At 56.7% G+C, this 22,707-nt stretch carries 24 protein-coding genes; 5 read left to right on the forward strand and 19 right to left on the reverse strand.

What is annotated here, in order from left to right:
• Positions 1-107 precede the first annotated feature (107 nt).
• Positions 108-956, forward strand: a complete 849-nt coding sequence (gene sseA, locus ABLU80_RS23605) for a 3-mercaptopyruvate sulfurtransferase (RefSeq protein WP_015370319.1) — start codon at positions 108-110, stop codon at positions 954-956.
• Positions 957-999: 43 nt separating this feature from the next.
• On the opposite strand, the gene sseB is transcribed toward sseA, so the two are convergent.
• The 11 genes from sseB to trmJ form a co-directional block, all read right to left on the reverse strand.
• The gene (sseB, locus tag ABLU80_RS23610; protein ID WP_015370318.1) at positions 1,000-1,776 is read right to left on the reverse strand and encodes an enhanced serine sensitivity protein SseB; all 777 of its coding nucleotides are present in this window, start codon (positions 1,774-1,776) and stop codon (positions 1,000-1,002) included.
• A gap of 84 nt (positions 1,777-1,860) precedes the next feature.
• The gene (pepB, locus tag ABLU80_RS23615) at positions 1,861-3,147 is read right to left on the reverse strand and encodes an aminopeptidase PepB (protein WP_015370317.1); all 1,287 of its coding nucleotides are present in this window, start codon (positions 3,145-3,147) and stop codon (positions 1,861-1,863) included.
• A gap of 71 nt (positions 3,148-3,218) precedes the next feature.
• Positions 3,219-3,419 carry a Fe-S cluster assembly protein IscX gene (iscX, locus tag ABLU80_RS23620; RefSeq protein ID WP_002913954.1) on the reverse strand — a complete coding sequence of 67 codons (201 nt, stop codon included), beginning with the start codon at positions 3,417-3,419 and terminating at the stop codon, positions 3,219-3,221.
• A 1-nt stretch (position 3,420) separates the two neighbouring features.
• Positions 3,421-3,756, reverse strand: a complete 336-nt coding sequence (gene fdx, locus ABLU80_RS23625; RefSeq protein ID WP_012540871.1) for an ISC system 2Fe-2S type ferredoxin — start codon at positions 3,754-3,756, stop codon at positions 3,421-3,423.
• 1 nt (position 3,757) lies between these two features.
• Complete coding sequence (hscA, locus tag ABLU80_RS23630) at positions 3,758-5,608, reverse strand: Fe-S protein assembly chaperone HscA (protein WP_275516370.1); 1,851 nt, start codon at positions 5,606-5,608, stop codon at positions 3,758-3,760.
• A 15-nt stretch (positions 5,609-5,623) separates the two neighbouring features.
• The gene (gene hscB / locus ABLU80_RS23635; RefSeq protein ID WP_348850536.1) at positions 5,624-6,139 is read right to left on the reverse strand and encodes a co-chaperone HscB; all 516 of its coding nucleotides are present in this window, start codon (positions 6,137-6,139) and stop codon (positions 5,624-5,626) included.
• Positions 6,140-6,213: 74 nt separating this feature from the next.
• Positions 6,214-6,537 (reverse strand): iron-sulfur cluster assembly protein IscA, encoded by a 324-nt coding sequence (gene iscA / locus ABLU80_RS23640; protein ID WP_012540868.1) that lies wholly within the window; start codon positions 6,535-6,537, stop codon positions 6,214-6,216.
• Positions 6,538-6,556: 19 nt separating this feature from the next.
• Positions 6,557-6,943, reverse strand: a complete 387-nt coding sequence (gene iscU, locus ABLU80_RS23645) for a Fe-S cluster assembly scaffold IscU (RefSeq protein ID WP_004866383.1) — start codon at positions 6,941-6,943, stop codon at positions 6,557-6,559.
• Positions 6,944-6,969: 26 nt separating this feature from the next.
• The gene (iscS, locus tag ABLU80_RS23650; protein ID WP_015370315.1) at positions 6,970-8,184 is read right to left on the reverse strand and encodes a cysteine desulfurase; all 1,215 of its coding nucleotides are present in this window, start codon (positions 8,182-8,184) and stop codon (positions 6,970-6,972) included.
• A gap of 177 nt (positions 8,185-8,361) precedes the next feature.
• A complete protein-coding gene (iscR, locus tag ABLU80_RS23655; protein WP_015370314.1) occupies positions 8,362-8,853 on the reverse strand; it encodes a Fe-S cluster assembly transcriptional regulator IscR in 492 nt (163 codons plus the stop codon).
• A 244-nt stretch (positions 8,854-9,097) separates the two neighbouring features.
• Complete coding sequence (gene trmJ, locus ABLU80_RS23660) at positions 9,098-9,832, reverse strand: tRNA (cytosine(32)/uridine(32)-2'-O)-methyltransferase TrmJ (protein ID WP_337087418.1); 735 nt, start codon at positions 9,830-9,832, stop codon at positions 9,098-9,100.
• A gap of 120 nt (positions 9,833-9,952) precedes the next feature.
• Between trmJ and suhB the strand changes: the two genes are divergently transcribed.
• Complete coding sequence (suhB, locus tag ABLU80_RS23665; protein WP_015370312.1) at positions 9,953-10,756, forward strand: inositol-1-monophosphatase; 804 nt, start codon at positions 9,953-9,955, stop codon at positions 10,754-10,756.
• A gap of 48 nt (positions 10,757-10,804) precedes the next feature.
• On the opposite strand, the gene ABLU80_RS23670 is transcribed toward suhB, so the two are convergent.
• Positions 10,805-11,785 carry a nickel/cobalt transporter gene (locus tag ABLU80_RS23670; RefSeq protein WP_047053901.1) on the reverse strand — a complete coding sequence of 327 codons (981 nt, stop codon included), beginning with the start codon at positions 11,783-11,785 and terminating at the stop codon, positions 10,805-10,807.
• Positions 11,776-12,414, reverse strand: coding sequence for a DUF1007 family protein (locus tag ABLU80_RS23675; RefSeq protein ID WP_032708890.1), 639 nt, complete (start codon positions 12,412-12,414; stop codon positions 11,776-11,778). The genes ABLU80_RS23670 and ABLU80_RS23675 overlap by 10 nt, the downstream gene beginning before the upstream one ends.
• A gap of 124 nt (positions 12,415-12,538) precedes the next feature.
• Between ABLU80_RS23675 and csiE the strand changes: the two genes are divergently transcribed.
• Positions 12,539-13,816, forward strand: a complete 1,278-nt coding sequence (csiE, locus tag ABLU80_RS23680) for a stationary phase inducible protein CsiE (RefSeq protein WP_015703176.1) — start codon at positions 12,539-12,541, stop codon at positions 13,814-13,816.
• Here the strand turns inward: csiE and ABLU80_RS23685 are convergent.
• Positions 13,813-14,949 (reverse strand): 3-phenylpropionate MFS transporter, encoded by a 1,137-nt coding sequence (locus ABLU80_RS23685; protein ID WP_348850537.1) that lies wholly within the window; start codon positions 14,947-14,949, stop codon positions 13,813-13,815. The two genes, csiE and ABLU80_RS23685, sit on opposite strands and share 4 nt — an antisense overlap.
• 299 nt (positions 14,950-15,248) lie before the next feature.
• Between ABLU80_RS23685 and ABLU80_RS23690 the strand changes: the two genes are divergently transcribed.
• A complete protein-coding gene (locus ABLU80_RS23690; protein ID WP_015370306.1) occupies positions 15,249-15,671 on the forward strand; it encodes a DoxX family protein in 423 nt (140 codons plus the stop codon).
• Between the two features lie 56 nt (positions 15,672-15,727).
• Here ABLU80_RS23690 and glyA read toward each other — a convergent pair whose 3' ends face one another.
• Positions 15,728-16,981 (reverse strand): serine hydroxymethyltransferase, encoded by a 1,254-nt coding sequence (glyA, locus tag ABLU80_RS23695; protein ID WP_032708895.1) that lies wholly within the window; start codon positions 16,979-16,981, stop codon positions 15,728-15,730.
• Positions 16,982-17,305: 324 nt separating this feature from the next.
• Between glyA and hmpA the strand changes: the two genes are divergently transcribed.
• Positions 17,306-18,496 carry an NO-inducible flavohemoprotein gene (hmpA, locus tag ABLU80_RS23700; RefSeq protein WP_348850538.1) on the forward strand — a complete coding sequence of 397 codons (1,191 nt, stop codon included), beginning with the start codon at positions 17,306-17,308 and terminating at the stop codon, positions 18,494-18,496.
• 62 nt (positions 18,497-18,558) lie between these two features.
• Here the strand turns inward: hmpA and glnB are convergent, their stop codons facing one another.
• The 4 genes from glnB to ABLU80_RS23720 form a co-directional block, all read right to left on the reverse strand.
• Positions 18,559-18,897 carry a nitrogen regulatory protein P-II gene (gene glnB, locus ABLU80_RS23705; RefSeq protein WP_002914032.1) on the reverse strand — a complete coding sequence of 113 codons (339 nt, stop codon included), beginning with the start codon at positions 18,895-18,897 and terminating at the stop codon, positions 18,559-18,561.
• A 65-nt stretch (positions 18,898-18,962) separates the two neighbouring features.
• Positions 18,963-20,300 carry a two-component system response regulator GlrR gene (glrR, locus tag ABLU80_RS23710; protein WP_015703177.1) on the reverse strand — a complete coding sequence of 446 codons (1,338 nt, stop codon included), beginning with the start codon at positions 20,298-20,300 and terminating at the stop codon, positions 18,963-18,965.
• On the reverse strand, positions 20,287-20,979 hold the full coding sequence (gene qseG, locus ABLU80_RS23715; protein WP_026612244.1) for a two-component system QseEF-associated lipoprotein QseG: 693 nt from the start codon (positions 20,977-20,979) through the stop codon (positions 20,287-20,289). Before qseG ends, glrR begins: the two co-directional genes overlap by 14 nt.
• Before the next feature lie 17 nt (positions 20,980-20,996).
• Positions 20,997-22,433: a HAMP domain-containing sensor histidine kinase gene (locus ABLU80_RS23720; protein WP_026612243.1), complete on the reverse strand. Its 1,437-nt coding sequence runs from the start codon at positions 22,431-22,433 to the stop codon at positions 20,997-20,999.
• Between the last annotated feature and the right edge of the window lie 274 nt (positions 22,434-22,707).

Raw genomic sequence — 22,707 nt, forward strand, 5'->3', positions numbered from 1 at the left:
ATGAATCAGAAAAGTGCGTGACCGCCTCCCCACTCCCGCGACCTTAACTTGTCAGCCCTTTATAAAACGCCGACAATTCATTGATCGATAATAAAACGGAGGCACTCATGTCCACCTCATTCTTTGTTGCGGCCGACTGGCTGGCGGAACATATTGATGACCCGCAGATTCAAATTCTTGATGCGCGGATGGCGCCGGCAGGTCAGGAAGCGCTGCGCGATATGGCGGCGGAATACCGCGACGGGCATATCCCCGGCGCGGTTTTTTTTGATATCGAAGCGCTGTCTGACCACACCAGCCCGTTGCCGCATATGATGCCGCGTGCGGAAACCTTCGCCGTGGCGATGCGCGAGCTTGGCGTCAACAGCGATAAGCACCTGGTGGTTTATGATGAAGGCAATCTGTTCTCAGCGCCGCGCGCCTGGTGGATGCTACGTACCTTCGGCGTCGAAAAGGTGTCGATTGTCGCCGGCGGCCTCGAAGGCTGGCGCCGTGATGAATTGCCGCTGGAGAAAGGCGAACCCGACCTGCCGGAAGGCGAATTTGAGGTGAACTTCGATCCGGAGGTGATCAAACGCTTAACCGATGTGCTGCTGGTCAGCCACGAAGGATCGGCGCAGATCGTTGATGCCCGTCCGGCGGCGCGTTTTAACGGGCTGGCGGATGAGCCGCGTCCAGGCTTACGCCGCGGGCATATCCCCGGCGCGCTTAACGTCCCGTGGACCGAGCTGGTGATTAATGGCGAACTGAAAACCGTTGATGAGATGAACGATATCTTTAAGCGTCAGGGCGTTGATTTTGCCCGACCGATTATCGCCAGCTGCGGTTCCGGGGTAACGGCGGCAGTAGTGGTACTGGCGTTGACCACCCTCGGCGTCAACGGCGTGTGCCTGTACGATGGCTCGTGGAGTGAATGGGGCGCGAGAACGGATTTGCCGATCGAGCCGGCGCAGTAAAGGTAAAATATCCGGGTAGTGGCTGCGCCCTACCCGGCAGGCTTTAAATAATCCGGTTCTGTTTGAAATCGCGCAGGAAGCTGCCCCAACGTTTTTCATAGAACGGCGTAATATGGGCAATCATAAAGTGGCTGATGCCCTTCTCGCCTTCTACCACCTGGCAAATATCGATAGGTTCATCGCCTGGCAAGGTATCGGTGGCCACGCTGCCGGTGGTTTGGATAATGGATTCAATATCTCCTTCCGCTTCAATCCCGATCAACAAGTTAGCCGGCGCGTCGGCGCTCTCTTTAATCGAGCACAGAAACGCCCGCTTGACGGTCTTCAGCGTTTTGAACAGCGTGGTCAGCGAATCCACCATCTGCGCCGGCGGTTCGGCGACTTCAGACAGCAGCAGCGCTTCACCGCCTTCCAGTACCGTCTGGGTACTGAGCGGACTGCCCTCTTCACCCAGCAGATGGCTGATTTCCCGCGGGGTGAATTCTTTGCCGCTCGGCAGCTTCGGGTTGAGGAACAGCGATTCGCCCAGCGTCATCGCCATCAGCGTGCGGGCGGGCATCATCACGAAAGCCTGTTCGTCTTCTACCGCCTGCTGCAGCGCCTCCAGCGAGGTAAAGAACGGAATAACCGACGTGCCGTCTTCTTTTTCCCAATGCTGTAGATCGAGGGCGCTATCTTCGACAATCTGCTCGCCGTCCGCCGCGCTACCCGGCACCCACACGGTGGCCTCAAGCAGTGCGGTGAAAAATGCCGGACGATGGGCAGGCTCGGTCGCCGCCTTCTCCAGCAGAGTTTCTAATTCATTTTTAGTATCAGACATAGATTCGCTACTTCAAAAATCGCCCGTCCGCGCGGGCCTACGGTTTTCCTGGCCGGGTAAGCGTAGCGCCACCCGGCAAGGCCATTACTCAGCCGTCAGCAGATTAGCGATAGTGCGCACGCCAAGGCCAGTCGCACCCGCCGACCACTGTTCAACCGCAGCTTTACGGTAAGTCGCGGAGCAGTCGATATGCAGCCAGCCCTGATGGTAGTTTTCCACGAAGTGGGACAGGAAGCCCGCCGCGGTGCTGGCGCCGGCCGGATACGCCGCGCTACCGGTGTTGTTCAGTTCAGCGAAGTTAGACGGCAGCTGGTTGCGGTGGAATTCGGCCAGCGGCAGACGCCAGAAGGCTTCATTTTCCGCCTGCGCGCTCGCCAGCAGACGATTCGCCAGCGCGTCGTCAAAGCTAAACAGCGCGTGGTAGTCGTTACCCAACGCCGTTTTCGCCGCACCGGTCAGGGTGGCGGCATCGATGATCAGCTGCGGCTTCTGCGCCGAGGCGTCGATCAGGCCATCCGCCAGCACCAGGCGACCTTCGGCGTCGGTGTTCATGATTTCAACGGTTTTACCGTTGCGGTAATGAATGATATCGCCAAGCTTGAAAGCGTTGCCGCTAATCAGGTTATCCGCGCAGCACAGGAACAGCTTCACACGTTTGTTCAGACCGCGGGTAATGGCGAAAGCCAGCGCGCCCGTCACGGTGGCCGCACCGCCCATGTCGGATTTCATCGAATCCATAAAGGCGCTTTGCTTGATGCTGTAGCCGCCGGAGTCGAAGGTGATGCCTTTGCCGACCAGACAGGCGTATACCGGCGCGTCTTTATCGCCGGTCGGGTTGTAGTCCAGCGCCAGCAGGACCGGCGGGCGCTCGGAGCCGCGGCCAACGGTATGCAGGCCAAGATAGTTCTGCTCGCGCAGATCTTCGCCTTTGGTGATGCGATAGCTGACCTTTTCGCCCGCCACGCCGCACAGCAGATCGACGGCGCGCTGCGCCAGCTGTTCTGGCCCCAGCTCTTCTGCCGGCGCGTTGATGGTGTCGCGAACCCAATCGATGATCGTCAGGCGGTTATCCAGCTCGCTGCGCTGCGCGTCGTCCAGGGTTGGCCATTCGACCTGGCGCTGACCTTTCGGCCCTTTATAGCCGGCCCAAAAGGCCCAGGCGCGATCGGTGTTCCAGCCTTCGCCGCTCAGGGCGACGTGCTTGATCCCCATGCCGTCAATTTTGCGCGCCGCGCGCTGGATTAACCCCAGGTCGTCTTTACCGTTGAGATGTAAGGCGATACCGTCGTTATTGATACTCCAGGTCGCTTTTTCTCCCCAGCGCGCATCGGCAGGCAGAGTAGAAAGCGTAATCTTCATGGCTTCGGTCATTATCTTTATCCTTATTAGCAAACGGGCCACCCTATGGCAGCCCGTTAAAATTTTTCCGCTTGAGGCGAAAATTATTCGGCTTCGTCTAACCAGACTAGCAGAATCGCCTCCAGAATTTTTTCATTGGATGCGTTTGGGTCGTCATCGAACTCTTCCAGGTCGCAAATCCACTGATGCATATCGGTGAAGCGAACGGTTTTCGGGTCGAGATCCGGGTAAGCGTCATACAAGGCTTCGCCGATTTCGCGACTGTCGGTCCATTTCAGTGCCATATTAGTGCTCGCGTGCGTGGTTGATGGTGTAACGCGGGATCTCAACGACCAGATCTTCGTCGGTGACGCGCGCCTGGCAGCTCAGACGGCTGTCAGGTTCCAGCCCCCAGGCTTTATCCAGCATGTCGTCTTCATCTTCGCTACTTTCCGCCAGCGAGTCAAAACCTTCACGCACGATGCAGTGGCAGGTGGTGCAGGCACAGGATTTCTCACAGGCGTGTTCAATCTCGATACCGCTACGCAGCGCCGCATCCAGAATGGTTTCACCGCTCTCAGCTTCCACAACTACGCCATCCGGGCACAGGTCCTGGTGGGGCAGAAAAACAATTTTTGGCATTTTAAACCTCGTCCACGGATTGGCCTTTCAGCGCAGCGCGGACCGACTGGTCCATGCGGCGTGCGGCGAATTCCTGGGTTTGTGTGTCGATATTTTTAATGGCTTCTTTAATCGCGTCAGCATCTTCGCCTGCCGCGGCGGTGCGAACTTGCTCCGCGGCGGCATCGATAACCTGACGCTCTGCGGCGCTTAACAGCGCGGCGTCGGCGGCCAGCGCGCTTTCCAGGCTCTCCAGTACGCGAGCGGCTTCGACTTTCTGTTCAGCCAGCATACGCGCCTGAATATCCTGTTCGGCGTAGCTCATCGAATCTTTAATCATGTTGGCGATTTCGCCGTCGGTCAGGCCGTAAGACGGTTTCACCTGGATTGAGGCTTCCACGCCGGTCGATTTCTCCATCGCCGTGACGCTCAGCAGACCGTCGGCATCAACCTGGAAGGTCACGCGAATATGCGCCCCGCCCGCCGGCAGCGCCGGGATACCGCGCAGCGCAAAACGCGCCAGCGAGCGGCAATCCTGCACCAGCTCACGCTCGCCCTGCATCACGTGAATAGACATCGCCGTTTGGCCATCTTTGAAAGTGGTAAACTCCTGCGCCCGGGCCACCGGAATGGTGGTATTACGCGGGATCACTTTCTCTACCAGGCCGCCCATGGTTTCCAGCCCAAGCGACAGCGGGATAACATCAAGCAGCAGCAGTTCGCTGTCCGGTTTGTTGCCGACCAGAATATCCGCCTGAATCGCCGCGCCAATGGCGACGACTTTGTCCGGGTCGATAGAGGTCAGCGGGGTACGGCCAAAGAATTCGCCAACGCGCTCACGCACCAACGGCACGCGGGTGGAGCCGCCAACCATCACCACTTCCAGCACTTCTTGCGCTTCAACGCCGGCGTCTTTCAGCGCGCGACGGCAGGCCATCAGAGTACGTTTTACCAGTGGGGCAATCAGATCGTTAAACTGGCTACGGGTGATATCGCCCTGCCAGCCGCCGACCTCAACGTGCGCCACGTCGGCATCGCTCAAGGCGATTTTCGCCGCAATGACGGCATCCAGCAGCTCACGCTGCAGGCGGTTATCGCTACGGTCGCGGAGACCTGCCTGCTCGCGCAGATAGTCGGCCAGCAGATGGTCGAAATCATCGCCGCCGAGAGCGGAATCGCCGCCGGTCGCCAGCACTTCAAACACCCCGCGGCTTAAGCGCAGAATGGAGATATCAAAGGTACCGCCGCCGAGATCGTAAACCGCAATCACCCCTTCCTGGCCGGAATCGAGGCCGTAGGCGATAGCCGCCGCGGTCGGCTCATTGAGCAGACGCAGCACGTGCAGGCCCGCCAGACGCGCCGCGTCTTTGGTTCCCTGACGCTGAGCATCATCGAAATAGGCCGGAACGGTAATGACCACGCCGTCGAGATCGCCCGCCAACGCTTCGGTCGCCCGGGCAGCCAGCGCTTTGAGGATATCGGCGGAGACCCGCACCGGGTTCAGCAAGCCGCCGGCGGTCTGGAGCATCGGCAGTCCATTTTCGCTGGCCTGCAGCTGATACGGCAGATGCGGATAGCGGGTTTGAATATCGGCGAGGGAACGCCCCATCATTCGCTTCACCGAGCTGATGGTGTTCACCGGATCCTGAGCGGCATTCAGCCGGGCTTCATAGCCGACGGTCAGCCCCGAGGCGTGGTAGTTCACGACCGACGGCAGCAGGTAGCGGCCTTGATGATCGGGCAGAGTTTCGGCTTGGCCGCTACGCACGGTAGCAACCAGAGAATTGGTGGTGCCAAGGTCGATACCTGCCGCCAATCGACGCTGATGCGGCGCGGCGCTCAGACCAGGCTCACTAATTTGTAATAGGGCCATAATTGCTTCCGAAAATTAAAAATCGAGCAGTTTTTCTTCGAGTTCTTCAGCACTGCTGCGCAGTTTATCGAGAAAACGGAGCTTGCGTACAGTATCAGCCGCCGCATCCCAGGTCTCGTTTTGCAATTGTTCAACCATCAGTTGATGGCGGGTATCAAACAGCACTTTTACCCGTTTGATAAAAGCTTCCAGCCGCGCTTCGTCTTTCGCCTGGCCGATTTCATCGAGCTCTTCGCGCAGTTCCAGCTGCTCCATCAGGAACGCGGTGTCGCGGACGGTGTGCTGCTCGCTGGCGAGGTCAAAGCCGTGCAGCGAAAGGAGATATTCCGCACGGGTCAGCGGATGACGCAGAGTCTGCCAGGCCTGGTTAATGGTGGCGGAGTGCTGAACCGCAGCCAGCTGTTCCGCAGCGGGCGCGCTGGCGAATTTATCCGGATGGTACTGGCGCTGCAGATCCTGATACCGGACAGCCAGTTGTTCGAGCGAGAGGGTATAGCTGGCTGGTAACCCGAAGAGGGTGAAATAGTCCATAGTAACCTCAGGGTCATGCATCTAAACGAAAACCCCACGCGCGGCGTGACCGCGGTGGGGTTGGGGATTACCGATTATACGTTAAAGCTTTCGCCGCAACCGCACTCATCTTTCACGTTCGGGTTGGTAAATTTGAACCCTTCGTTAAGGCCTTCTTTGACGAAGTCCAGTTGAGTGCCGTCGAGGAATTGCAGGCTCTTACCGTCGATCACGACTTTCACGCCTTTGTCTTCAAACACGGTGTCTTCTGCCGCCGGCTCGTCAACAAATTCCAGTACATAAGCCATACCTGAACAACCGGAGGTTCTTACCCCCAGACGCAGGCCAAAGCCTTTACCGCGGTTCGCCAGGAAGGAATTGACTCGCGCTGCTGCACTGTCGCTTAAGGTAATCGACATAACAAACCTCAACTCTTAATTATTTTGCTTCACGTTTGCTTTTGTAATCCGCAATCGCGGCTTTAATCGCGTCTTCCGCCAGGATAGAGCAGTGAATTTTCACCGGCGGCAGTTCCAGTTCATCGGCGATATCGGTGTTCTTGATAGCCTGCGCTTCGTCCAGAGATTTACCTTTCACCCACTCGGTGACCAGGGAGCTGGAAGCGATAGCGGAACCGCAGCCATAGGTCTTGAAGCGCGCGTCTTCAATGATACCTTCATTGTTGACTTTAATCTGCAACTTCATGACGTCGCCGCACGCCGGCGCGCCAACCATACCGCTACCGACGCTGTCGTCGCTGTTGTCGAAGGAGCCGACGTTGCGCGGGTTTTCGTAATGATCGATGACTTTTTCGCTGTATGCCATGTTGAATTCTCCTTATCGGTGCCGAATTAGTGATGTGACCATTCAATGCTGTTCAGATCCACGCCCTGTTTGAACATTTCCCACAGTGGAGAAAGGTCGCGCAGACGGCCGATGGAGTTACGAACCAGATTGATGGTGTAGTCAATCTCTTCTTCGGTAGTGAAACGACCTAAAGAGAAACGAATAGAACTGTGCGCCAGTTCATCAGTCATGCCTAACGCGCGCAGCACGTAGGATGGCTCAAGGCTCGCAGAAGTACAGGCTGAACCGGAGGAAACCGCCAGGTCTTTCAGCGCCATAATCAGCGACTCGCCTTCAACATAGTTGAAGCTGACGTTAAGAATGTTCGGCGCGCCCTGCTCAAGGTCGCCATTCAGATAGACTTCTTCCATATCTTTCACGCCGTTCCACAGACGGTCACGCAGGCCGCGCAGGCGCGCCATTTCGCTTTCCATCTCTTCTTTGGCGATACGGTAAGCTTCGCCCATACCGACGATCTGGTGGACAGGCAGGGTGCCAGAACGCATGCCGCGCTCGTGACCGCCGCCGTGCATCTGCGCTTCGATGCGGATACGCGGCTTACGGCGTACGTACAGCGCGCCGATACCTTTCGGGCCATAAATTTTGTGACCAGAGAAGGACATCAGGTCAACTTTCAGCTGGCTCAGATCGATAGGCAGTTTGCCCACGCTCTGGGTGGCGTCAACGTGGTAAATGATACCGCGGGCGCGGCACATTTCGCCGATGGTAGCGATATCCTGCACCACGCCGATTTCGTTGTTCACGTGCATGATGGAAACCAGGATGGTGTCGTCACGCATCGCCGCTTCCAGTTCTTTCAGATCGATAATACCGTTGCTCTGCGGAGCAAGGTAGGTCACTTCAAAACCTTCGCGCTCGAGCTGACGGCAGGTATCCAGCACCGCTTTATGCTCGGTTTTGCTGGTGATGATGTGCTTGCCTTTTTTCTGATAAAAGTTGGCTGCACCTTTAATCGCCAGGTTATCGGATTCCGTTGCGCCGGAGGTAAAGACGATTTCGCGCGGATCGGCGCCGACCAGTTCGGCAATCTGATTACGGGCGATATCTACCGCCTCTTCAGCCTGCCAACCGAAACGGTGAGAACGTGAGGCCGGGTTACCAAAGGTCCCGTCCAGGGTCAGGAACTGCATCATTTTCTCGGCAACACGCGGGTCCACCGGCGTTGTTGCGGAGTAATCGAGGTAAATCGGTAATTTCATTGCTCTTAAACTCCGTACATCACTCAATGCAAGGAACCAGGCAACCGGCTTGATGTACGACCGAGTACACGAGATGTCTCAACATCCCGGCCTGATTCTGAAAATCTTTATTATTGCTATCTACCCTGCCGTTTCACCTTGCAGCCCGTAAGCCGCAAGCTGAAACTAAGCCTCGTGCTAGGCGCGCAGTTTTACGTCAATGGCGTCCTGAGAACGCGTAGTACGCTGAGATTCATGATTGTGCTGACGACCAGAAACATCGAGGATTTCCTGGTTATTCACCAGTTCGCCCAGGGTGATGTTGTTGAGGAAACCGGTCAAACGTTCGCTCAGATCGCGCCACAGCGCGTGGGTCAGACACTTATCGCCACCCTGGCAGCCGCCTTTACCCTGACAACGGGTGGCGTCAACGGATTCGTCTACGGCGCTGATCACTTCGCCTACGGCGATGCTGCCAGCTTCTTTACCTAACAGGTAACCGCCGCCTGGTCCACGAACGCTGGATACCAGACCATTTTTACGCAGGCGAGAGAACAGCTGTTCCAGATAGGAAAGCGAAATTCCCTGACGCTCTGAAATATCTGCCAACGGAACCGGACCCGTTTCAGAGTTGAGCGCAACGTCAAGCATTGCGGTCACGGCATAACGCCCTTTAGATGTCAGTCTCATGTCTTACTTAACCTCAAACTCGCCCCTGCCCGGGCTTTTTATTAATATGGGTATTGCATAGCAGGGCCAAGTCTGACATTCCCGAGTAAATTGGTCAACTATTTACTTGACTGTTTTAGTCAGGTATTTGGCTTTCCGTGCCGTTATTGATTTCGAGCCGCTCCCGGGGTCGGCCAAAGGCCTCGCCCGGGCTACAACAGATTCGTAGGCCGGATAAGCGAGGCGCCATCCGGCGTTAACGCGCTTACTTACCTTTATTCTGCTGCTCAATAGACGCCAGCATCCCGCGCAGGATGTTCAGCTCCTGGCTTTCCGGACGCGCGCGGGTGAACAGACGACGCAACTTGTTCATCACCTGCCCCGGATGATTCGGGCGGATAAAACCGGTCGCCAGCAGCGTCTGCTCAAGGTGGCCGTAGAAACGTTCTAAATCATCGACCAGCGGATATGTCGTTTCTTCATGTTCAACCGCCGGCTGCGCCTGCTCCTGAGTCGCCAGCCAGGCCATTCGCACTTCATAGGCGATAACCTGCACCGCCATTGCCAGGTTCAGCGAGCTGTACTCGGGGTTGGCGGCGATCGCCACGTGGTAGTGGCACTTCTGCAGTTCGTCGTTAGTCAGGCCAACGCGCTCGCGGCCAAAGACCAGCGCGACCGGCGCATGCTGACCTTCGGCGACACTTTTCAGACCGCATTCGCGCGGATCCAGCATCGGCCACGGCAGCGTGCGGGAGCGCGCGCTGGTGCCAACCACCAGGCTACAGCCCGCCAGCGCTTCATCAAGGGTATCGACGATCTGCGCGTTACCAATCACATCGCTGGCGCCAGCGGCCAGCGCGATGGCCTGGGAATCAGGTTTCACCAGCGGGTTGACCAGCCACAGGTTAGTTAAGCCCATGGTTTTCATCGCGCGGGCAACGGAGCCCATATTGCCGGTGTGTGAGGTTTCTACCAGTACGATTCGAATATTTTGCAGCATTATGGTTCTTCGGCTAAAGATTATTCGTGCATGCTAACATAAAACGGAGACATAAGCAGAATTCGCTGTTACTATATGCGCCGTTTTTTCCCGTTCTTTAACATCCAGTGAGAGATACCGATGCATCCGATGCTGAACATTGCCGTGCGCGCAGCGCGCAAGGCGGGTAATTTAATTGCCAAGCACTACGAAACGCCAGATTCCGTAGAAACCAGCCAGAAAGGCAGCAATGACTTTGTGACTAACGTCGATAAAGCCGCAGAAGCGATTATTATCGAAACCATTCGCAAGTCTTACCCACAGCACACCATCATCACCGAAGAAAGCGGCGAGCACGCTGGTGAAGATCAGGATATTCAATGGGTTATCGATCCACTGGATGGCACCACCAACTTCGTTAAACGTCTGCCACACTTCTCTGTTTCCATCGCCGTACGCATTAAAGGCCGTACTGAAGTCGCCGTGGTTTACGATCCAATGCGTAATGAACTGTTCACCGCCACCCGCGGCCAGGGCGCGCAGCTGAACGGCTACCGTCTGCGCGGCAGCAACGCTCGCGATCTCGACGGTACTATCATCGCCACCGGTTTCCCGTTCAAAGCGAAGCAGCACGCTACCGCTTACATGAACATCCTCGGCAACATGTTCACCGAGTGCGCTGACTTCCGTCGCACTGGTTCCGCCGCGCTGGATCTGGCCTACGTTGCCGCTGGCCGCGTTGACGGTTACTTTGAAATCGCCCTCAAACCGTGGGATTTCGCCGCTGGTGAACTGATCGCTCGTGAAGCAGGCGCCATCGTTTGCGACTTCACCGGTGGTCATAACTATATGCTGACCGGCAACATCGTAGCCGGTAACCCGCGCGTCGTAAAAGCGATGCTGGCGAACATGCGCGAGCAGCTGAGCGAAGCGCTGAAGCGTTAATTTCTCACTGAATGTAAAAAGGAAGCCGCGGCTTCCTTTTTTTATACCCTAAAACGGCCGCAAGCCGCCGCCCGGCGGGATCGCGCTACTCCACATCACGACAGCCGCCGTCAATAGTGCCACGCCGCCGGCCAGCGCCAGCGTCGCCCAGCCAACCTGTTTCCACATCGCCGGCGCCTGATGGCGACTCAGGCGGATAGCCAACTGGCGGAATCCATGCACCAACAGCGCCAGCCCGCTTATGGTCAGCGACGTTCCCGCCGCCATCACCAGCGCGGCAGCCATGCCCCAGCCAAAGACGCCGATTACCTTGCTGAACAGCAGCACCATAATCGCTCCCGAGCAGGGACGCATGCCCATCGACAGTACAATCGCCAGCCTGGCGCGCCAGTCGTCGCCACTCTGTAGTTGATCCGGCGCCGGAAGGTGCTGATGGCCGCAGCCGCAATGTTCATCATGGACATGATGCGGGGTAAAAGCGGTAAACGTTGGCCGCCGCAGCAAGACTCGCAGTTTTTTCAATGCCCGCCAGCACAGTAAAAGCCCCAATGCGCCGACCAGCAGATAGCTCCCTTTCTCCAGCCAGAAGCTGCTGAGATGCAGTTGACGCGCCGGAAGCTGCAGCAGCGTCAATACCACCACCACCAGCACTATCGCCACCATTCCCTGCAACAGCGATGCCGCCAGCGTCAGCGCAATACTCGATTTCAACTTTGAGGGATGGGTGGCAAGCCAGGTGGTTATCACGATTTTTCCGTGACCGGGGCCAAGCGCGTGCAGTACGCCGTAGACAAAACTGAACCCGAGCAGTGACAGCCCCGCCGCTGACGGATTATCCGCCACCGCCTGCAGCAGTTGGCTGAGCTCAAGATTCAGTGAACGCTGCCAGACCGCGCTTTGCAACAGTACCTGCGGCCAGGCGAGCCACAACCAGATACCGCCCACGACGGTCAGCGTCAGAAACAGCGCCAGCGGCCAGAGTGATTTCCAGCGCGGCGCCCGCGCTCGCGGCGTAAAGACTACTGACATGTCAAGGTCACCTTCTGGGCGAAGTAGTTACCCAGTTCCATATCTTCCGGCGGCGCGTCCTCTTTATCGAGCGACTGCGCATAAGACAACATTTTGTCGTTGGGTTTCGGCGTCATTACCGTGGCCTTGCAGGAGGCCCGCAGCGCGGCAGGCAACGAAAAATCGCTATCCTGCTCATAAAACATATCGACGTAGTAGGTCGGATCGAAGGTGGATAAAGTAAAGGTTTGTCCGGCAACAGGTTGCGGTGTCGCCAACGGCAAGGTGAAGGTGAGTACCGCCTGCAGCCCGCTACGCGCAAGGCCGTAGCCATCCGGGCGGTTAGCAAACTTAACCCGCTGGCCGTTGTGCCACAGTTCGCTGAAGTAGTGCTGGCCGAGTACGTTGGCCATGACCTCCGCCGCCAGTTTTTTCCATACTTCGCTGCCCGCCTTTGCATTGCCGGCATCATAGAGCAGATCCGCTGAAGTTATTTCGTCCATCGTCCAGCGCATCTTAAAACCGGTCAACAGACCGTCTTTCACCACGGCTTCACTCTGCAAATTAATGAAGCTGTGCGGATGCGCAACGGCTGACAATGATAAAACCATGAAAAATGCCGCACCGACGCAGTGTTTCACTTTCTTCATCTGTTCCTCGCGTGAAAAATTCTGTGAACTTCGCCAGCAATCCTGATCTAAAGGCCGCGGCCCGCCCTGCTCACCCTGCATCCTTTGGCTATTCTTAGCTGAAACCCTAACTGGAACTTACCAGATGATGACAGTGATTGAACCACCATCTGCGCTTTCCAGTCCACAGCGCCGTAGCCAGGTGCTCCTGATGTTCTATCTTCCGGGACAATCCGTCACGCCGCAACAGCTGGTCAGGCTCAACCAGGTGGATGAGGCGACGGCCCAACAGGATATCGCGGAGACGGGGCGCGAAATTCAGCGTTATCATCGACTGACTCTCGCGTCGCAGATGGACGGCAGCTATCGGATTGAAGGCGCCGCGCTCGATCAACGCCTGTGCCTGCTGCACGCTCTCCGGCGTGGGCTACGCCTGTGCCCGCATTTCGTTCATCACCATTTTACCCCGGCGTTAAAAACGCAGCTTAAACAGCAGGGTATCGCGCGAACCTTATATGATGATACCAATCTTCAGGCGCTGGTGAATCGCTGCGCTCGCGCGCTCAATCGGCAGTTCGACTGCCGGGACGGTCAGTTCCTGCGCCTGTATCTTCAGTACTGCCTGCTACAACATCATCTGGGCCAGTCGCCGGATTTCACCCGTGAGCAGCGCAACTGGGCGCAGGCCGCGGCGGAATTTAACCTCGCCGCCGAAATCGTCCGCCACTGGCAGCGCCGGGTCAGCGCCACGCCCCATGCCGGCGAACAACTTTTCCTGACCCTGCTGTTTATGTTACTGAAAACCCCGGATCCCATTCACGACGGTCATCAACAGGACAGACGCCTGCATCTGGCGATCTCCCGCTTGATCCATCGTTTCCAGGATCTGGCGGGACGGCCATTCAGCGATGAACAAGGGTTGAGCGACCAGCTCTATATCCATCTTTCGCAGGCGTTGAACCGCAGCGTATTCGCCATCGGTATTGATAACGCTTTACCGGAGGAGATCGGACGCCTGTATCCGCGCCTGATGCGTACCACCCAGGAGGCATTACGCGATTTCGAAACGGCCTATCATATTCAATTTAATCAGGAAGAGGTCAGCTTAATCGCGGTGATTTTCGGCGCGTGGTTGATGCAAAAAGCCGACCTGCATGAAAAGCAGGTAGTGCTGCTGACGCGGGAAAATAGCGAACTGGAACAGGCGCTGGAAATGCAATTGCGGGAATTAACTCTGCTGCCGCTGAATATTAAATACTTAAGCGTGACTCAGTTTCAGCAACAAGGCGCGCCCAAGGATGTGACCTTAGTGGTCACGCCTTACACCACCGCGCTACCGCTGTTTTCGCCGCCGCTGTTTCATGCTGAAGAGAATTTTAGCGATCACCAGCGGCAGCAGATTTGCAAAATGCTTGAGGATTAGGCGCTCACCGCCTTCGGTCGCACGATCAGCGCCGGTAGCGCCACCAGCGCCATCACCCAGAAGACGCCCTGATGCAGGTGCTGGTAGAGGAAACCAGCAAACACCGTCATCACCGCGATGCTGCCGCCCATCGCCACCGCCGAGTAAACGGCCTGCAGGCGGATAACCTCACTTCCCTGCCGCGCGGCGATATAGCGCATGGCCGCCAGATGACAGACGGTAAACGTTCCGCAGTGGAGGATCTGCGCGACCAGTAGCCATGGCAGCGCGGTCGTCCAGCCCATAATCGTCCAGCGCGCCACCCCGCACACCGCCGAGAGCAGCAGCAGGTCGCGGGCGCTAAACCGACGGAACACTTTTTTACTCAAGGCGAAAATCACCACTTCGGCGACGACGCCGAGCGACCATAAATAACCGACGGCGGAGGCAGAATAACCGGCCTGCTGCCAGTATAGCGCGCTGAAGCCATAGTAGGCGGCATGCGCTCCCTGCAACAGACAGACGCAGGCTAGAAAACGCCAGCTTTGCCGCACCAGGCTAAGCCACGCCGGTAGTCCGGCCGCCTCCTGATGGCGGCTCTCCCCCTGCGGCATCACTGAAGGTTTCAGCAGCATGCCCAACAGCATCGAAGCGGTGCCCAGGCTTAACAACAACAGGATCGCCCGGTAATCAAACAGACTCACCAGCTTGCCGGTCAGCGCAGAACCGATGACAAAAGCAATCGATCCCCACAACCGCACCCGGCCGTAATCCATGGTGATCTGCTTTTGCCAGGTGTTGGCCAGCGCATCAGTTAAGGGTACCAGCGGCGAGAAAAAGAGGTTGAATCCGACGATGACCACCATCAGCCAGGCCACCAGCCCGCCGACCCAGAAGGCGAGAGCAAACAGCAGCGTCAGCAACGCCAGGATACGCAAGGCGCTAATCAAACGAGAAGGATCGCTGACCCGCGGCGCAATTAGCAGGCTGCCCAGAAAACGCGCCACCAGCCCGGCGCCGAGCAGCACGCCAATGGTTTCGGGCGTCAGGCCAACGCCTGCCAGCCAGACGCTCCAGAATGGTAAAAAAATACCGTAGCTAAAAAAGTAGGTGAAGTAACTTAGCGCCAGCCAGCGCGTGGAGTGCAAGACCATGATTCCCTCCCGAATGGAAGCTCTAGTCTGGCGATAAAGCGCATACTGAGCAAACCCATGTCTCACTATCTTCATGGTCGTTAAGTACATTTCTCTTAAAATCGTGAGCATTGTCACGCGATGAGTGTGCGACATGGCGGGCAGTATGAAAAAAAATCCGATAACCGGGCATCAGAGCGCTTCCCTCGTATCGGCTTAATCGCCGCTCAACGAGGCGCAACAATATTATTTTCCCAGCGTGGCGGGGAGTAAAAATGTGTATTACGTTTAGATCACACGCCTGTGATAAAGGACTGATTATGAACACGCTACGCTATTTTGACTTTGGCTCTTCCCGCCCTGTCCTGCTGTTAATCGCACGTATTGCGATCGTGCTGCTGTTCATTATTTTTGGCTATCCGAAACTGATGGGGTTTAGCGGAACGGTACAATATATGGCTTCTTCCGGCGCGCCGATGCCGACGCTGGCGGCGATCATCGCGGTCATCATGGAGGTACCCGCCGCTATTCTGATTATTTTAGGTTTCTTCACCCGCCCGCTGGCGGTGATCTTTATCTTTTACACCCTGGGTACCGCGGTTATCGGCCATCATTACTGGGATATGACCGGCGATGCGGTATTGCCGAATATGATTAACTTCTATAAGAACGTCAGTATCGCCGGGGCCTTCCTGCTGCTGGCGATAACCGGACCAGGTTCGATTTCGCTGGACCGTCGATAACCAGCAGACACAAAAAAGGCCGCAATCGCGGCCTTTTTTATCTTAACGCGGTAAGATTACGCGTAAACCGGGAAACGGGCGCAGATATCCAGCACTTTACCTTTGACGCGCTCAATAACAGCTTCGTCGTTGATATTGTCGAGAACGTCGCACATCCAGCCAGCCAGCTCTTTCACTTCCGCTTCTTTAAAGCCGCGGCGAGTCACAGCCGGAGAACCGATACGGATACCGGAAGTCACGAACGGGCTCTTCGGATCGTTCGGTACGCTGTTTTTGTTAACGGTGATGTTGGCGCGGCCCAGGGCGGCGTCAGCTTCTTTACCGGTCAGGTTTTTATCTACCAGATCCAGCAGGAACAGGTGGTTTTCAGTACCGCCGGAAACCACTTTGTAACCGCGGTTCAGGAACACTTCCACCATCGCTTTGGCGTTTTTGGCAACCTGCTGCTGATAAACTTTGAACTCTGGCTCCATCGCTTCTTTCAGCGCCACCGCTTTCGCGGCGATAACGTGCATCAGCGGGCCGCCCTGCGCGCTTGGGAACACGGCGGAGTTCAGTTTCTTGTACAGCTCTTCGCTACCGCCTTTCGCCAGGATCAGGCCGCCGCGCGGACCCGCCAGGGTTTTGTGGGTGGTAGTAGTAACAACGTGGGCGTGCGGAACCGGGTTCGGATAAACGCCGGCGGCAATCAGGCCCGCTACGTGCGCCATATCGACGAACAGGTAAGCGCCGATGCTGTCAGCGATTTCACGCATTTTCGCCCAGTCAACGATACCGGAGTAAGCGGAGAAGCCACCGATGATCATCTTCGGTTTGTGCTCCTGGGCCTGCTTCGCCATGTCGTCGTAGTCGATTTTACCGGACTCATCGATACCGTAAGGAATGATGTTGTACAGTTTACCGGAGAAGTTAACCGGGGAACCGTGGGTCAGGTGGCCGCCTTGCGCCAGGTTCATACCCAGCACGGTATCGCCTGGCTGCAGCAGTGCGGTGTAGACGGCAAAGTTAGCCTGCGAGCCGGAGTGCGGCTGCACGTTAGCGTAGTCGGCGCCGAACAGTTCTTTCGCGCGGTCGATAGCCAGTTGCTCAACGATATCCACGTACTCGCAGCCACCGTAGTAGCGCTTGCCCGGATAACCTTCGGCATATTTGTTAGTCAGCTGGGAACCCTGAGCCTGCATCACGCGCGGACTGGTGTAGTTCTCGGAGGCGATCAGTTCGATGTGCTCTTCCTGACGTACTTTTTCCTGCTCCATAGCCTGCCACAGTTCGGCATCATAATCGGCAATGTTCATTTCACGCTTTAACATCCGCATCTCCTGACTCAGCTAACGATAAAATTTTGGCCTAAAAAGGCGGTCCTGATGGACAACGGCCCACAGTATAACCGAATCATTCTGTGATAACAGGTCTTGACAAAGGATTTTACGCAAACGATTGGCTCCACAGCACACAAGGCTTTGAGCAATAACGCATCAAACTTTATCAACGGATTTCTTTTCAGGTTTGTGATGCAAATTCTTCATGTTGTAACTGCTTTGCGGCAAAGTGATAAAGAACCATTTACATAGCAGGGTTATTTATATAAGATGCATTTGAAATGCATCAATAGGATAACATTTAAGGAAGCTGCTATGCTCGACGCTCAAACCATCGCCACGGTCAAAGCCACCATTCCCCTGCTTGTAGAGACCGGCCCAAAGCTAACCGCGCATTTTTATGACCGCATGTTTACTCATAACCCGGAGCTCAAAGAGATCTTCAATATGAGTAACCAGCGCAACGGCGACCAGCGCGAAGCGCTGTTCAACGCTATCGCCGCCTACGCCAGTAATATCGACAACCTGCCGGCCCTGCTGCCGGCGGTCGAAAAAATCGCCCAGAAACATACCAGCTTCCAGATTAAACCGGAGCAGTACAATATTGTCGGCAGCCATCTGCTGGCGACCCTCGACGAAATGTTTAGCCCAGGCCAGGAAGTACTCGACGCCTGGGGCAAAGCTTACGGGGTGCTGGCGAACGTCTTCATCAATCGCGAAGCGGAGATCTATCAGGATAACGCCAGTAAAAATGGCGGCTGGGAAGGTACCCGCGCGTTCCGCATTGTTAAGAAGACCCAGCGCAGCCAGCTTATTACCAGCTTTGAACTGGAGCCTGTCGACGGTCAGCCGGTCGCCGATTACCAGCCAGGACAGTATCTGGCTATCTGGCTGAAGCCGGAAGCCTTCGAATATCAGGAAATTCGTCAATACTCTCTGACCCGCAGAGCGGACGGTAAAGGCTATCGCATCGCGGTGAAACGCGAGAATGGCGGCCAGGTGTCCAACTGGCTGCATAACCACGCCAGCGAAGGCGACGTAGTCTACTTAGCCGCGCCGGCAGGCGACTTCTTCCTCAACGTGGAAGCGCAGACGCCGGTGACCCTGCTCTCCGGCGGCGTCGGCCAAACGCCAATGCTGGCGATGCTGGATACGCTGGCGCAAAGCCATCATCAGGGCCAGGTGAACTGGTTCCACGCGGCGGAAAACGGTGACGTTCACGCCTTTGCGGACGAAGTGAAGGCGCTTGGCGCGGCGTTGCCGAAGTTTACCTCTCACGTCTGGTACCGCAGCCCGAGCGAGGCCGACCGTCAGGCAGGACGTTTTGATAGCGAAGGTTTGATGGATTTAGCGCCGCTGGCGGAAAATATTCGCGACCCGCAGATGCAATTCTATCTCTGCGGCCCGGTAGCGTTTATGCAGTTTGCGGCGAAGCAGCTGGTAGAATTAGGGGTCAATAAAGACAACATTCATTACGAATGCTTCGGCCCGCATAAGGTTCTGTAAGCCCAACGACGCGGGGATTTGTAGGCCGGGTAAGCACAGCGCCACCCGGCGATACGCGAGGATTAAATCGCCGCGTCGTCTTCTTCACCGGTACGGATACGAATCACCCGCGCCACGTCGAAGACAAAGATTTTACCGTCGCCGATTTTACCGGTCTGGGCGGTACGAATGATGGTATCGACGCAGGTATCGACGATATCGTCCGTCACCACGATTTCAATTTTCACCTTCGGCAGAAAATCCACCATATATTCCGCGCCGCGGTACAGCTCGGTATGCCCTTTCTGACGACCAAACCCTTTGACTTCGGTGACCGTCATGCCGGTGATACCGACTTCCGCCAGCGCTTCACGCACGTCATCCAATTTGAACGGTTTAATAATCGCATCAATCTTTTTCATGGTTTTCCTGTCTTTGTCGCGTAACCGGTTGCTTACCGTATCATAGCTTGCGCTATGCCGCGGGGCTACTCTTTAAAGTCGTTGGCGTCGAGCTCGTGGCGCGACAGCAGTTTGTAAAACTCGGTGCGGTTGCGCCCGGCCATCCGCGCGGCATGCGTCACGTTACCTTTGGTTATCTGCAAAAGCTTACGCAGGTAGTTGAGCTCAAACTGATTACGCGCCTCGACGAAGGTCGGTAGCGCGGTATTCTCCCCCTCCAGCGCCTGCTCCACCAGCGCATCGCTGATCACCGGCGATGAGGTCAGCGCCACACATTGTTCAATCACGTTAACCAACTGACGCACGTTGCCCGGCCATTTGGCGGCCATTAGCCGCTTCATCGCATCGGTGGAGAAGGCGCGCACGAAAGGTTTGTGACGGTCGGCGGACTGGCGCAATAGATGATTGGCCAGTAGCGGGATATCCTCCGCGCGCTCGGAAAGCGGCGGGATCTTCAAGTTAACGACATTGAGCCGATAGAACAGATCTTCGCGGAATTCGCCGCGCGCCATCGCCTTCGGTAGATCGCGGTGGGTCGCCGAAACAATGCGCACGTCGATGTCGATATCGCGGTTGCTGCCCAGCGGGCGCACCTTACGCTCCTGCAGGACGCGCAGCAGCTTTACCTGCAGCGCGACGGGCATATCGCCGATTTCATCAAGAAACAGCGTACCGCCCTCGGCGGCCTGAAAAAGCCCTTCGCGGTTGCTGACCGCGCCGGTAAAGGCGCCGCGCGCGTGGCCGAACAGTTCGGACTCCAGCAATTGTTCCGGCAACGCGCCGCAGTTAATCGCGATAAACGGTTTTTCGTGGCGCGGGCTGGCGTTGTGGATCGCCTGGGCGACAATCTCTTTCCCGGTACCGCTCTGGCCGATAATCAACACGCTAACGTCAGACTGCGCCACCATACCGGCCTGCTCCAGCAGCCGCAGCATCTGTGGACTACGGGTGACAATCGCCTGTCGCCAGCGCTCGTCGGTGGCCGGCGAGCTCTGCTCGAGAGCATCGTCAATCGCTTTATATAGCGCGTCTTTATCGACCGGTTTAGTCAGAAAACTAAACACCCCTTTCTGGGTAGCGGCAACGGCGTCTGGAATAGAGCCGTGGGCGGTCAGGATGATGACCGGCATGCCGGGTTGCGCCTTCTGGATTTCAGCAAACAGCTGCAGGCCGTCCATTTCATCCATGCGTAAATCGCTCACCACCAGGTCCACCCGCTCGCGCGTCAGCACGCGTAGCGCCTCGGGCCCGCTTTCCGCCGTGACCACGCTATAACCCTCACTGACCAGTCGCATCCCCAGCAGCTTTAACAGCCCCGGATCGTCGTCCACCAGCAACAGGTGGGCGGGTTTACGGATCGTCATGGATCACCTCCGGTACCTTGTCGCTACCGCTATTAAAATTGCCGCCGGGCTTACGGCTGGAGAGCTGGCGCTCAATATCGGTAAGGTTTTCCAGCTTGCGGGTGGTCAGCTCCAGTTGGCTACGCAACTGCTGCTCCTGCTGACGCAAGGTTTCCAGTTCAGCATCGCTTGATTGCTGGAGTTTGCCGTAGCGGGATCGCTCCTCAAATAACTGCAATTGGCGGGCTTGGCCGTCGCGCCACAGCCGGTACAGCGGGCGAACCTGCGCGGCGATTTGCGGGCTAAAGCTGTCGATGCGGGCAACCATTTCGCGACGCTCATCGGGGGTGATTTTGGCGTCAGCCAGCAGAATGCCGCGTTTCAACGCATCCTGCCAGTTATCATCGTTATGCAATTTGGCTTCGGCGCGGGCTTGTACCGGCGCCAGGCGATCCGCGCAGTCAATACCACGCAGCCAATACAGCGGGTTCTTATCACTGGCATCGTTTTCCAGTGACCAGATATTGGCGCAATCTACGGAGAGAAAATCCGCCACCTGATGTTCCGGTAGCTCGGGCGGCGCATTGCCGTCTGCGGCGCGCGGCGACATAGCGGCGGAACAACCCGCCAGCGTCAGGCAGCATAGGCCCGACAGCAGCCATCCCCGTAAAGGACGGCGCAATGCGAAAAAGAGGGACATATTCACCCAATGTTGATTCATGTGTTGGTTTTTCCCGGCTCAGCGGCGGGGAGCGAGATGCGAAAACAGATGAACCCGGGATTATCATCGACCAGGCTCAGCTCTCCCTGCATTTGCCGTACGCAGTCGCGGGCGATACTCAACCCCAGACCGCTGCCTTTTACTGCCCCTTTACGCAGGTGGCTTCCCTGATAAAAAGGCTCGAAAATCATATTTCTTTCGGCGACGGGGATCGGCTCGCCGCTATTGGCGACATCGATACGAACCTGCTCGCCGTGGCGGTAACTATGAATCCGAATGTTACCGGATTCAGCGCCATAGTGCACCGCATTGGAGTACAGATTATCAAGCACGCTGGTCAGCAACGTCGGCTCCGCCAGGCAGAAGCGTTCACCCAGCGCCAGCTCGGTAGACATCATCTTGGCTCTTGCCGGTAAACTATGCGCGGAAACGACGGTCTGCGCCAGTTCGGCAATATCCACTTTCTGCCGCTCGACCGGGCCATCGGCCAGTTTGCGGTTATAGTCGAGCAACTGTTCGATCAGCTTTTGCAGATTGCGGCTGCTGTTATCAAGGATCTCAACGATTTCTTGCTGTTCCGTCGTCAGCGGCCCCGCTACCCGGTCCGCCAGCAGCTCCGTACCTTCACGCATGCTGGCGAGCGGTGTTTTCAGTTCATGTGACAGATGACGAAGAAACTGGTGGCGTTGGGACTCCAGCCACGCCAGACGTTCACTCAACCAGATAATCCGTTTACCGACCGATCGCAATTCGCGCGGGCCGGTGAACAGCGCCGCATCATCCAGCGACTTTCCCTCTCCCAGGCGGTTAATCATCTTCTCGATGCCCTTCACCGGGCCGATGATCATGCGGGTAAACAGCAAAACCAGCGTCAGGCTCAGCAGAAACAGAACCAGCGCCTGCCAGCCGAAGAACTGCCCGCGCTCGGCGATCTCCTGCTGTAGCTGCTGGCCGCGGGAGAAGATTACCGTGCGGGTCGCTTGCACCATTTCACTGTTAGCATCGGCAAAGGCTTCGAGGCTCGCCGCGGCTTTGGCGTCCGGCGCGCTATTATGGCAACGCAATTGGGCCAGGTCGGCGAGGTTCTGCCGCAGGGTCTGCCAAATGTGAGCATCCGGCAACACGCCGGAGAGCGCCTCAAGCATTTCGCTATAACGCTTACGTTGATTTTGATAGACCCGCTCAAGAGTAGGATCGTCCAGCACGCAATACTGGAGATAGCTACGCTCCATTTCCAGCGAGGCGTTGACCATCGCTTCGCTACGCCGCGCATCAGTCAAGGTGGTGCGGTTAATATGCGCGGCCTGGGCGCTGAGCGCGTTCAGGCTTTGCCAGGCCTGCCATGCCAGCACCAACAGCGGCAGCATGATCAGCACAAAGGACAGCGTCACCAGTTGGCGCAAGGAACGGGGGAAAAGAGAGAATCGCTTCAAAGATATAGCCTCAACCATTAGCTCCTGAAGATGCTAACTGAGGATGGCGGAAACATCCACGGCAGAAACAATAAAGGCAGGCTCTAAAGCCTGCCTTTATTAAGGAATGAGGCGGTGCCTTACTCGACGTTTCGCCCGATGACTGATAAAGCAGAGCTGTTATCAGGAGTTGGACGGCAGGCACCTGTTTGTGCGTCATTCGAAGTTTATGTAGCGCTTCCCGAAGGGGCTGACATAAGAAGGTGAATGAGCCACTGCTGATTATTATGCACGA

Origin of the sequence: Klebsiella sp. CN_Kp104, assembly GCF_040064515.1 — a bacterium.
In the GTDB taxonomy this organism is placed as follows: Bacteria; Pseudomonadota; Gammaproteobacteria; order Enterobacterales; family Enterobacteriaceae; genus Klebsiella; species Klebsiella aerogenes.